Source organism: Asaia bogorensis (assembly GCF_900465345.1).
GTDB lineage: Bacteria > Pseudomonadota > Alphaproteobacteria > Acetobacterales > Acetobacteraceae > Asaia > Asaia bogorensis_A.
The window spans coordinates 93,123-105,228 of the sequence record NZ_UEGO01000016.1; the positions used below are offsets into that span (position 1 = coordinate 93,123).

The 12,106-nt window shown below is 59.6% G+C and carries 9 protein-coding genes; all 9 read left to right on the forward strand.

The window, feature by feature from the left end:
- Positions 1-15 precede the first annotated feature (15 nt).
- The 9 genes from ED655_RS08545 to ED655_RS08590 all read left to right on the forward strand — a co-directional run bounded on the left by ED655_RS08545 (position 16) and on the right by ED655_RS08590 (position 12,100).
- Positions 16-1,785 (forward strand): aminopeptidase P family protein, encoded by a 1,770-nt coding sequence (locus ED655_RS08545; protein ID WP_122049851.1) that lies wholly within the window; start codon positions 16-18, stop codon positions 1,783-1,785.
- Positions 1,786-1,801: 16 nt separating this feature from the next.
- A complete protein-coding gene (locus ED655_RS08550; RefSeq protein WP_122049808.1) occupies positions 1,802-2,824 on the forward strand; it encodes an isocitrate/isopropylmalate dehydrogenase family protein in 1,023 nt (340 codons plus the stop codon).
- A gap of 473 nt (positions 2,825-3,297) precedes the next feature.
- Complete coding sequence (gene mdh / locus ED655_RS08555; RefSeq protein ID WP_122039638.1) at positions 3,298-4,470, forward strand: iron-dependent methanol dehydrogenase; 1,173 nt, start codon at positions 3,298-3,300, stop codon at positions 4,468-4,470.
- Between the two features lie 531 nt (positions 4,471-5,001).
- The gene (locus ED655_RS08565; protein WP_122049810.1) at positions 5,002-6,399 is read left to right on the forward strand and encodes an aldehyde dehydrogenase family protein; all 1,398 of its coding nucleotides are present in this window, start codon (positions 5,002-5,004) and stop codon (positions 6,397-6,399) included.
- A gap of 190 nt (positions 6,400-6,589) precedes the next feature.
- A complete protein-coding gene (locus tag ED655_RS08570; RefSeq protein WP_122049811.1) occupies positions 6,590-8,188 on the forward strand; it encodes a phytoene desaturase family protein in 1,599 nt (532 codons plus the stop codon).
- 15 nt (positions 8,189-8,203) lie between these two features.
- Positions 8,204-9,778 (forward strand): phytoene desaturase family protein, encoded by a 1,575-nt coding sequence (locus ED655_RS08575; RefSeq protein ID WP_122049812.1) that lies wholly within the window; start codon positions 8,204-8,206, stop codon positions 9,776-9,778.
- 175 nt (positions 9,779-9,953) lie between these two features.
- On the forward strand, positions 9,954-10,586 hold the full coding sequence (locus tag ED655_RS08580; protein ID WP_162993447.1) for a lysophospholipid acyltransferase family protein: 633 nt from the start codon (positions 9,954-9,956) through the stop codon (positions 10,584-10,586).
- A complete protein-coding gene (locus ED655_RS08585; protein WP_122049814.1) occupies positions 10,561-11,682 on the forward strand; it encodes a glycosyltransferase family 2 protein in 1,122 nt (373 codons plus the stop codon). Before ED655_RS08580 ends, ED655_RS08585 begins: the two co-directional genes overlap by 26 nt.
- The gene (locus tag ED655_RS08590) at positions 11,672-12,100 is read left to right on the forward strand and encodes a DUF2141 domain-containing protein (protein WP_122049815.1); all 429 of its coding nucleotides are present in this window, start codon (positions 11,672-11,674) and stop codon (positions 12,098-12,100) included. Before ED655_RS08585 ends, ED655_RS08590 begins: the two co-directional genes overlap by 11 nt.
- Positions 12,101-12,106 lie beyond the last annotated feature (6 nt).

A 12,106-nucleotide genomic window follows, 5' to 3' on the forward strand; every position in this document is an offset into this window, starting at 1 on the left:
ATGAAAGAAAACGCCATGAGCCTCATCCCTCTCGACAAACGTCAGGCACTTGTCCGACATGAACTCGATGCAAGCGGGGTGGATGGCTTTCTGCTGCCGCGCGGGGACGAATTTCTAGGTGAATATGTAGCCCCTTGCGCCGAGCGGCTGGCCTGGCTGACCGGATTCACCGGCAGTGCAGGACTTGCCATCGTCCTGCGCGAGACCGCCGCAGTCTTTTCCGATGGACGTTACACCAGCCAGTTGCAGGATCAGGTCGATGGGACTCAATGGGAGCGGCTGCATCTGACAAAACAGCCAGCGGCGGAGTGGCTCGCCCACAATGCGCGGGGCCTCAAAATCGGGTATGATCCCAGGTTGGTGGGTGAAGCACAACTCAATGCCCTGGCCTCAGCCGATTACAGCTTTGTCCCACTCGACCGTAATCCGGTTGATGCCGTCTGGGCCGACCAACCGGCGGCGCCCGAGAGCGCCGTGCAGTATCACCCGGAGGCCTTCAGCGGCGAAGGCAGCCTGTCCAAACGCCGCAAGATTGGCGGCGCGCTGCGCAAGGCAGGCCAGGAAGCCATGCTGGTCTGTGATCCGACATCGCTCGCCTGGCTGTTGAATATCCGCGGAGATGACGTTCCCAATACGCCGGTCATCCTCGCTTTCGGCATCCTGCATCAGGATGCGTCTCTGGAAGTGTTCGTCGATATCAGCCGTGTCAGCCCGGATGCGGCCATCTCGTTCCGCAATGTTTCTGTCCTGCCCCCCGAGGAGCTTCAGGACCGTCTGACGGCGCTTTCCGGTCAGGTCGTTCGCTTCGATCCGGCCCAGACATCGCTCTGGTTCATCCAGACACTGGCTGACGCAGGAGCAACGCTGGCGCGTGGCAACGATCTCTGTGCCCTGCCCCGTGCGTGCAAAAACGCTACCGAGCAGGAAGGCGCGCGCAAGGTGCATCTGTCCGATTCAGCCGCGCTTTGCCGCTTCCTCCATTTTGTCTCCCGCGAGGGCACGGGGCTACGCGAAACCATGCTTGCCGAAATCCTCAACGGGTTTCGCGGTGCTTCAGAGAGCTATCATGGGGAAAGCTTCCCGGCGATTTCGGCTGTCGGCCCCAATGCTGCCCTGCCGCATTATCGCGCCCTGCCCGGTCAGGATCTGATCCTGCAGCCCAATCAGGTCTATCTGATCGACAGCGGGGGCCAGTATGATGCCGGCACCACAGACGTGACACGCACGATCTGGAATGGCCCCGATGCGCCGCCCGCAGCGTTATGCGAAGCCTTTACCCGAGTGCTCAAGGGTAACATCCTTCTCGCCCGCGCACGCTTCCCTCAGGGCACGACGGGGCATAGGCTCGACGCTCTGGCACGCTATGCGCTCTGGCAGGCCGGGCTCGATTATGACCACGGTACGGGGCATGGCATTGGCAGCTACCTCTCCGTGCATGAGGGGCCTCAGAATATAAGCTCTGTTGCCCGCCCTGTGGCGCTGGAAGAAGGCATGATCGTCTCTGACGAGCCGGGCTATTACCTGCCCGGTTCCTACGGTATCCGGCTGGAAAACCTGCTTCTGGTCAAGCCTGCTTCAGTCTCCAGCCAGACCCCCTTCCTCGAGTTCGAGGTACTTGGCTTCGCGCCGTTCGATCGCCGTCTGATCATGGCATCGTTACTGGAACCGGAAGAGCTGCGCTGGCTGAATACCTATCATCAGGATACGCTCGCCCATATCGGCCCGCTTCTGGACGAGGACGACCGGAACTGGCTTGCTGACGCTTGCGCGCCAATCACGAACTGAACAAAGGAAAGACAGAATGGCTGATCACATGATCCCCGCGACCCTTATCGAGGGTGATGGTATCGGGCCGGAAATCACCGCCTCTGTTGTCGAGATCCTGTCCAAGGTCGGTGCCCCGTTCGAATGGGACCATCAATCCGGCGGTCTTGGCGCCATTGAGAAGTTCGGCGCGCCGCTGCCACAGCCGACCCTCGACAGCATTCGCAAGACCGGCCTTGCCCTCAAGGGACCGCTCACCACGCCGGTTGGTGCGGGTTTCAAATCCGTCAATGTGACGATGCGTCAGGAATTTGGCCTCTATGCCAACCTGCGCCCGACACGTACGGTTGTTCCGGGCGGGCGCTTCGACAAGGTGGATCTCGTGGTTGTGCGCGAGAACATTGAAGGGCTCTATGCTGCGATGGAGCATTATCTGCCCGTCGGTGACGACCCTAAGGGTCTGGCCTATGGCGCCGGTTTCAACTCACGCGCAGAATGTGCACGCATTGTGCGCTTCGCCTTCGACTACGCGGTTGCCAATGGCCGCAAAAAGGTCACGCTGGTCCACAAGGCGAATATTCTCAAGATCTTCAGCGGGATTTTCCTTGAGGAAGGTCGAAAGGTCGCCAGGGAATATGAAGGTCGTGTCGCTGTTGAGGAGCGCATCGTCGATGCCTGCGCAATGCAGCTCGTCACCGATCCCTGGCAGTACGACGTGATCGTCACGACAAACCTGTTTGGCGACATTCTCTCTGACCTTACTGCCGGTCTTGTCGGCGGTCTGGGCATGGCACCCGGTGCCAATATTGGCCCCGATGCGGCGATTTTCGAGGCGGTGCATGGCTCCGCCCCCGATATCGCCGGCAAGGGCGTTGCCAACCCGCTGGCCATGCTCATGGCTGCCAGCATGATGCTTGCTCATGTCGGCCGTCAGGACCTTTCCACACGTGTGGATCAGGCTATCGACCGCGTCATCCGCATTGATGGCGTGCGCACGCGTGATCTGGGTGGCGAGACAGGCACGGCCGAACTGACAAAGGCACTCCTGGCGGCTCTCTGAGCCGTCATCTCTGCTGTTTTGCAGATCAGGGTGGGCGCGGCGTTGAGCCGCGCCTACACCTCACGCCCTCATGGCGCCTCTGCGCATAGAGGGTATCAACAGCTCACCTCTTCAGCTGATTGAGATTGCGCCATGCGCAGCAGCCCGAGCTGTCTGCTCAGGCTGCCAGGCTTATCAGCTCTTTTTGCACGGCCTGCGGCCCCTGCCCGGACCATACACGCTTCCCGCACCTTGTAGTTCGACCTTCATCCTGCCTGCGATCATGAGGGGTATGTCGAGAACATGGCGTGTAAATGATTCTATACCAGCGTAGTACTATTTGTAATTTATTGACTTCATAATCGAGTTTTATTGATCCTCTATTGAGGAAGCCATAAATCTATTGGAACGTTTCGTAAGGAGAGCCGGATAAAACCGCTTATGCGGGATGAAATCCAGTCAATACGAACGTCTCTGGCATAAGGATCAGAAACATGGCGCATATCGCCCTTGCCGATCATACCGACAGTTTCTTCATTCCCTGCGTGACCCTCATTGGTCCCGGTTGTGCCAAGCAGGCCGGGGACCGGGCGAAAGCGCTTGGTGCCAGAAAGGCCCTGATTGTCACCGATGCTGGCCTGAAGAAAATGGGCGTGGCAGATATCATTTCGGGCTACCTGCTCGAGGATGGCTTGCAGACTGTCATTTTTGACGGTGCGGAGCCCAATCCCACAGATAAAAACGTGCATGACGGCGTCAAGATCTATCAGGATAATGGCTGCGACTTCATCGTTTCGCTCGGCGGCGGTTCCGCCCATGATTGCGCGAAGGGCATTGGCCTGGTCACAGCGGGCGGTGGCAATATTCGCGACTACGAAGGCGTGGACAAATCCAAGGTTCCGATGACGCCACTCATCGCGATCAACACCACGGCGGGCACAGCGTCTGAGATGACGCGGTTCTGCATCATCACCAATTCCCAGACCCATGTGAAAATGGCGATCGTCGATTGGCGTTGCACACCGCTGATCGCGATTGACGATCCGAACCTGATGGTGGCCATGCCGCCTGCCCTGACAGCTGCCACCGGCATGGATGCGCTCACCCACGCGATCGAGGCCTATGTTTCAACTGCAGCAACGCCGATCACCGATGCCTGCGCTGAAAAGGCCATCAGCCTGATTGGCGAATTCCTGCCCAAGGCAGTGGGCAATGGTGAGAACATGGAAGCGCGCGTTGCCATGTGTTACGCGCAGTATCTGGCCGGCATGGCGTTCAATAATGCCTCGCTGGGTTATGTGCATGCCATGGCGCATCAGCTGGGCGGTTTTTACAACCTGCCGCATGGCGTCTGTAACGCTGTGCTGTTGCCTCACGTCTGCCGCTTCAACCTCATCGCTGCCGCCGATCGGTATGCCCGCGTCGCACGCCTGCTTGGGGTACCGACCGATCTCATGAGCCGCGATGAGGCGGCTGAGGCTGCAATCGACGCCATCACCCAGATGGCCCGCTCTGTCGGTATCCCGTCGGGTCTCACCGCGCTCGGCGTCAAGGCGGAAGACCACAAGACGATGGCGGAGAACGCGCAGAAGGATGCCTGCATGCTCACCAATCCGCGCAAGGCGACCCTTGCCCAGATCATTGGCGTGTTTGAAGCCGCGATGTGAAAGTTCCTGAACGGAAGATGCTGGTCTAGGCGGCATCTTCCGGTTGTTCAGGTAAAGAGCCGGAGAGTCTGACGCGGCATGGGAACAGGTTGCCCTTTGCCTCCGGTTCCTGGACGGAGAGGCCAAGGGGCCGGCCTCGGGCTTGCCCTCCCAACGGGACGAGCCAGCAGGCGCGCTTCTCTCCGTTCCTACCAGCGCGCATTGAATGCGCCTTTTAGCCAGCATCATGATGCTCCGCATAGCATGTATCTCCCGGGCAAGGCGTCAGCCGCCATGCTGCGCACCAAGCGGGCACTTCTCCTCAAACGCGGGATCCGAGCAATGCGAGCGCATGACAGCTGTCAGCTCAGGATCAGAGTGACGCCTCCGGTTGCCAGCATCACTGATGCTTCAATCTGCCTCCGCTCAATGGTTTTCCTGTTGAGGGTGGTGGGATGTGTCTCAGGCCCCGATGTGAAGATGCACAGACTGGGTCAGGGAAACTGCGGCGATCAAGAGGGGTTAGCACTCGAGATATGAGCGGAACCCTTCATGAGCGACATCACGACCTCCTTTACGCGCAATTCTCACAGCCCAGCTGAGAGTCTCGAGGCCTCCGCCTCCTTGCACGATGAATGCGAGGACAAATCGAGCTCAACGTCGTCGCAGGAGGTTTGCCGGGACCTCAAGGCGATGCAGCCCCGATGGGCGGCGGTACCCCTGCGCGCGCGATTGAGGGTGTTACGTCGTTTCAACAGGTTGATGCTTCTCAACGCGCCTAGCCTAATCCGTTTGATTGCCGATCATGCCTCGCTCGACGTCATGACAGCCGAGATCCTTCCGCTCATGGCCGCGTCGCGTTTCCTCTGCCGTGAGGCGCCATCCCTCCTCAAGGAAAGGAGGCTTAGCTGGTTGGGGCGCCCGCTTTGGCTGCAGGGCATCAAGACATCAGTCCTGCGCAAGCCACTAGGGGCGGTCCTCATCCTGGCTCCCGGCAATTACCCGCTCATGCTCGCAGGAATACAGACGTTACAGGCGCTCGTGGCAGGCAACAGCGTCGCGCTGAAACCAGCCCCCGGCCGGACCGCAGTCCTGCACCGTTTCGTTGCGCTCCTCGAGCAGGCAGGTGTGCCGAAAGGGGTCGTGCAGCTGATCGGTGAGGATAGCGGGCCACAGGCAGTCTCGAGTGGCTACGACCTGATCATCCTTACTGGCTCAGCTGAAACAGGCCGCAAGGTTGCGCTCGCAGCGGCGGAGACCCTGACGCCCACCATCATGGAGCTATCCGGGGCAGACCCTGTCTTCGTCCTGCCTGATGCAGATCTTGCCCTCGTGGCACGAGCGCTGCATTTCGGACAGACACTCAAGGGCGGGCATACGTGCATCGCACCCCGCAGGGTGTTCATCAGCGAGGGGCAGAGGCGCCCCTTGCAGCGTGAACTGTATCGCGTGTTCGGCGGTGAAGGGGATAACCCCGCGCCAGATCCTTCATCAAAGCTTGCGCAATTTCTCTGCTCGGCAAAATGCGCAGGGGGAGAGGTCGTTGTCTATGGCAAGACACAGGTCATCTTCCTGAACGCCCATAAGGCAAGACTTGCTGATATCGATCTGTTCGCACCCTGGTTTGCAGTGATCACGACGCACTCAGTTGAGGAAGCGATCTGCCTTGAAGGTGCGGCTACACACGCCCTCGGCGCCAGCATTTTCGGTAATGAACGCGAGGCTCTGGCAATCGCGAGACGCATTCCGGCTGGAACGATCACCATCAATGACATCATCGTTCCCAGTGCAGATCCCCGGCTGCCGTTTGGCGGGGCACGCAGGAGCGGTTTTGGCGTCACCCGCGGGCGCGAGGGCTTGCTGGCGCTCACCCGACCAGTCAGCATTTCGACACGCAAACGGGGTGCCTTTCACCTGTTGCCGCGGCTTCGCCAATGGCATGGCAGATAAAGATCGTTAACAACGAAACCTGATCGATCACGGTCCGTTGATGAAGAGGCCCGAGGCATCTGCTCGGGCGACGCGCCGCAGGCGGACAACTTTCAAGCGAAATAACGAGGTGTGCGACCTCGGGATCATCATCTTTCGTTAATGCCTCGGAATGTTGCCATTCCGTCATCCTGTCAGGACCCTGCGCCTCATGGTCTCTACCGCTTCCCCGGGCACCCAGCATTCTCGCCACCGGCTTCATTCGCGCAATGTCGCTGTGATTGGCGCAGGACCGGGAGGCCTCGCCTCAGCCATGCTGCTCGCCCATGCCGGCGCCAATGTCACGATTTACGAAAAAGGTGACAGGATCGGTGGTCGCTCGTCATGTATCGAGCTCGAGGGCTTCCGTTTCGACACCGGCCCGACCTTCTTTCTGTACCCCGAGATTATCCGTGAGATTTTCGCGCAATGTGGGCTCAACTTCGATGAGATGGTCGAGCTAGAAAGGCTCCATCACCTTTACGATCTGCGCTTTGAAGATGGTCCTAACCTCTCGCTGACGACCGATCCACAGCGCCTTGAAGAGGAAATAGCCAAGATCTCGCCGCAGGATGCGAGACAAGTGAGACGCTTCCTCGCCGATAACAGGAATAAGTTCGAGCGTTTCATCGCGCCTCTTCAGCGGCCTTTCAGCTCTGTCTTTGACCTGTTCAAGCCTGACATGCTCAAGGCGCTCCCGGTTCTTTCGCCGTTCTCTTCCATCGACAAGGACCTGTCACGCTACTTCAGCGACCCGCGCACGCGTCTCGCCTTCTCGTTTCAGAGCAAATATCTGGGCATGTCGCCCTACCGGTGTCCCTCGCTCTTTACCATCCTGAGCTTCATGGAACACGAGTTCGGTATCTATCACCCCAAGGGTGGAACCGAGGCCGCCATGGCGCAGGCAGCTACGACCCTGGGGGTCCGTATCGAGCTCAACAGTGCCGTTGAGATAATCGAGACCAGCAAGGGCAAGGCAACCGGGATTGTGGCGAACGGAAGGGCCGTTCCGGTCGATGCCGTTGTCGTCAACGGCGATTTTGCCCGCACCATCTCCGCCCTTTTGCCAGACAATTCACGCAAGAAATGGAGCGATGAGAATATCGCCAGCAAGAAATACTCTTGCTCGACATTCATGATGTATCTCGGCCTCAAGGGCACTCTGCCCGATCACGCTCATCACACCATTTTCCTCTCCAGCGACTATGAGAACAATTTTGCCGAGATCGAGGCAGGTAAACAGATCTCGTCCAAGGCGTCCCTTTATATCCAGAACGCGTGTGTGACAGATCCCGGTCAGGCGCCTGAAGGATGCTCAGCTCTCTACGTTCTCATGCCGGTCGGCAATCTGCGCGAGGATGGCTTCGCGTGGGATGAGGCCAACACAGCGCAGGCGCGCCAGATCGTCTTCCAGCGTCTTCGTGATGCAGGGTTTGGCGATATAGAAGAGCGCATCCTGGTCGAGAAAACCATCACCCCGCTGCAATGGCAGGAGGAACACGATGTCCATCGTGGGGCGGTGTTCAACATGGCCCACTCGCTTGGACAAATGCTGCATCGACGCCCCCATAATCGGTTTGAAGACGTAAAAGGCGTTTATCTTGCGGGCGGGGGCACCCATCCTGGTAGTGGCCTGCCCGTCATTTTCGAGGGGGCACGCATCAGTGCGACGCTCCTCATCGAAGATCTGGCCAAGGCGCCAGCGACGATTATCGAGACCCCACCTCCGGGTCTGCACCTGATGCCAGAATGTACCGGTGGCCACGCCTGAGCGGAAGAGAATTCCATGCTGAATACGACGAAGCGAGCACCCATAGTCATCATCGGGGCAGGGCTCGGGGGATTGGCCGCCGCCTGCACGCTAAGCGCCCGCGGTCACGAGGTGATCGTGTGCGAGGCCAATGACTGGACGGGCGGCAAGGCGGCCGAGCATAATCAGGATGGTTTCCGTTTCGACATGGGACCGACCATTCTCACGCTTCCCTCCGTGCTTCGCCGCATCATCGCCGAGAGCGGCCTGCGTATGGAGGATCGTCTGGACCTGCGTCGTCTGGATCCGCAATGGCGCTGCTTCTTTGACGAAGGCCAACCCCTCGACCTCGTTGAGGACATTGCCCTCATGTCAGAGGAGCTGGAAAAACGTAAGCCGGGCGATGGAGCCGGTTATGAGGATCTGCTCAGGGTCAGCGAGCGGCTTCATGATATCTCGCGGCGTTTCGTATTCTGGAAATCCGTCGGCGGGCTGCGCGACACCATGAATATTGGTGAGACTTTTGCGCCCAAAACGCTGCGAGACGTCCTTGCATTGCGTATGCATTCGACGCTTGGGCAGGAAATCAGAAAGCGCATCACCAACCCGCAGGCTGTGCAGGTTTTCGATCATTTCACGCAATATGTTGGTTCAAACCCCCTCCAGGCGCCGGCGGTACTGACCGGTATCGCCCACATGCAGGTTGATGAAGGCATCTGGTATCCGATAGGCGGAACACGCGCGGTACCCGTTGCCTTGCGTAAGATCGCCGAAGAGAATGGCGTCGTGTTTCGCACCAACTGCCGTATCGAGCGCATCCTGCACGACGCAAAACGGGTCCATGGTGTCGAGACCCAATCCGGCGAAACCATCGCTGCATCGGCAGTCGTGTCGAACATGGACAGCGTGCGTACCATGTATGAATTGATCGATCGCAAGGCCGCACCAAAGGCCTTTCGCCAGTTCCGTCGCCAGTGGAAGTCTCGCGAGCCCGCGTGCTCGGGCGTTGTGCTCTATCTGGGTCTGAACAAGGCCTATGAGCACCTTGCCCACCACAATTTCGTCTTTTCGCGCGATGCGGAAGAGGAATTCGATGCGATCTATCACCAGGGCCGCCCTGCCCCGGACCCCACCTGCTATCTCGCTGCGCCTGCCAGGACCGAGCCGCAAACCGCGCCGGACGGTGGAGAGGCCCTTTATGTGCTGGTCCACACGCCGTATCTGCGCCCCGGCCAGAACTGGACCGAGATGTTCCCGGGTTATCGTCAGGTCATCCTCGACAAGCTGAAGAAGGCGGGCGGTATGCCTGATATCGAAGAGCGTATCGTGGCAGAACACCACCTGACTCCAATGGATATCCATACGAGATACTCGCCCCAGGCGGGTGCCATTTATGGCCTTGCCAGCCATGGGAAGCTGAGCGGCGGCTTCAAGCCTGCAAACCGGTCGGACGACATTGCAGGGCTTTACATGGCGGGTGGCAGCGCTCATCCGGGCCCCGGCATGCCTATGGCGCTCATGTCGGGCTGGATCGCTGCCGATTGCCTCGATAAGGATAGCCCCGTGCCCGTAGCCCCATCGGGTGCAGCATCACGCAGCACGGCCGGCTGAGTTGTCACGCAGCAACCGTGGTAACGCGTGGCGACCGGGACTGGAGACGGCCTATGGCCGATCTCCATTTCTTACTTATTGGATCACGCGGGCCCTCAGGCAACGCCTGACCCGTCATTTTGCCTCCGTGCAGTGGTCGGGACATAAGCCAGACGCGTCCCTAGCATCCGGTACTTTGTTCTACAGCAACCATCCCGGCTGGTGGGACCCTGCCCTGTTTGCGTTGCTACAGTCGCATTTCATGCCCGGCCGACCGGGCTTCGGCCCGATAGATGCCCGGACGCTCGAGCGTTACCCCACCCTCAATCGCGCCGGGTTTCTGCCGCTTGATCCGTCATCGCATGGCTCGCTACGACACTTCCTGCACCAGTCCGTAGCGATCCTGAAAAGTGGCGGCGTTTTCTGGCTCACTGCACAAGGGCAATTTACTGATGTCCGCCTGCGACCCGTCAGGCTCAAGGCGGGGTTGGCCCATATCGCCACTCAGGCGACAGACTGCGTGATCATCCCGGTTGCAATCGAATATGCCTACGGCTCCGAAAGTCGGGCAGAAGTATTCATACGTTTCGGCCAGCCCGTGCCTCATTCCAGCCTGCCCGGTAGCCTCACAGCCAATCACGCGTTTCTGGAGGACGCTCTTAACGCAACACAGGATGCGCTGGCGGCAGATGTCATCAAACGCGACCATGCGCGTTTCCGACTTCTCCTCGAAGGGCGATCCGGCATGGGCGGATTGTATGCCCAGCTTCAGAAACTCAGCAGCCTGATGAGGAGGGAAAAACATGACCCACGCCACGCAGGGCGCTGAACGGTCAGCCCCGACGCGGGCTGAACTGACCATCGCAGCCCTTGCAGCCTTTCCGTTGTTGGTCGGGTTGCTCAACCTGCGTGCCCTGAGCCGCGCGCCCTCACGTTCAAATGCCCGCAGCGCCGGTATCTCTGTGCTTATTCCCGCACGCAACGAAGGGGCACAGATCGAGGCGGCCATCATGGCCGTTCTCGCAAACGGACCTGCGGTGCGCGAGGTTCTGGTGCTCGATGATGGCTCTCAGGACGATACCGCGGCACGTGTCGAAGCCATTGCCGACAAACGTGTACGACTGCTGCACGGACGACCTCTCCCTGAAGGCTGGTGTGGCAAGAACCATGCCTGCGCCCAGCTTGTTGCCGCCGCCACACAGGAATGGCTCCTGTTCATCGATGCCGATGTCCGGCTGGAGGAACGCGCAATTCCACGGCTGCTGGCACTTACCGAGGGCGTACACGCCCCGTCACTGATCAGCGGTGTGCCACGTCAGGAAATGCGCTCGGGCTTTGAATGGCTTCTCCTGCCCTTCATTGATGTCCTGCTTTTCGGTTATCTGCCACTCGTTTTCGACAAGGGTCGCTCTCCTGCCCTAGCGGCAGCCTGCGGGCAGCTGGTCATGGTCAAGGCAGAGGCCTATCGCCAGAGCGGTGGCCATGGGCAGATACGGGACAAGCTTCATGACGGCCTTGCTCTGGCACGCGAAATGCGTCGGGCCGGTTTTCGCACACGGCTGCTCGATGCCACCGATCTCGCCACATGCCGAATGTACCGCAATGGGCGCGAGGTCTATGCAGGATTGATGAAGAACGCCGTGGAAGGCCTGGCCGGCCCTGTCGCCCTGCCCATATGGACGCTCCTGCTGGGCGGAGGACATATCCTTCCCTTCCTGCTTCGTGGCACCCCGACGATGCAGTTTGCGCGATTGGCGAGCCTTGCACTGCGCCTGCTGGTGGCGCTGCGGTGTCAGCAGGGGTTACGCACCGTTCTCGCCAGTCCGGTCGGGGTGTTCATGCTGCTTTTCATCCAGTTTCACGCCCGCCTGAGGCATGTGCTTGGACGCCCCGTCACCTGGAAAGGACGATATTATGAAACCTGAACTTGGTCTGCTCGCCACCCTTATGGCCCTGCCGCTTGCCCCTCTTGTGGCCGTGGCAGGCCCCGTTCAGGCGGTTATCGGAAACGTCCCCGATGACGTTGGTACCATCAGGGTGGCGATCTGCACGGAGGATGAGTTCCTCAAGCCCAGCTGCAAATTCCATGCTGAGGTAAAATCATCTAAGCCAGACGTTACCGTGAATTTTGCCGACATACCGGCAGGCGTATATGCCGTGCAGGCCTATCAGGACCGCAACGGCAATGCCCGGCTCGATCGCTCGTTCATTGGCATACCCAAGGAGCCCATAGGGTTTTCACGGGATCCGAGCGTCCGTTTCGGGCCGCCGAGCTTCGACGATTGCGCCGTCAGACTGACACCCGAAGGCGGTGCGCTCAAGGTCAGCCTGATCACACACTGAGGCTTC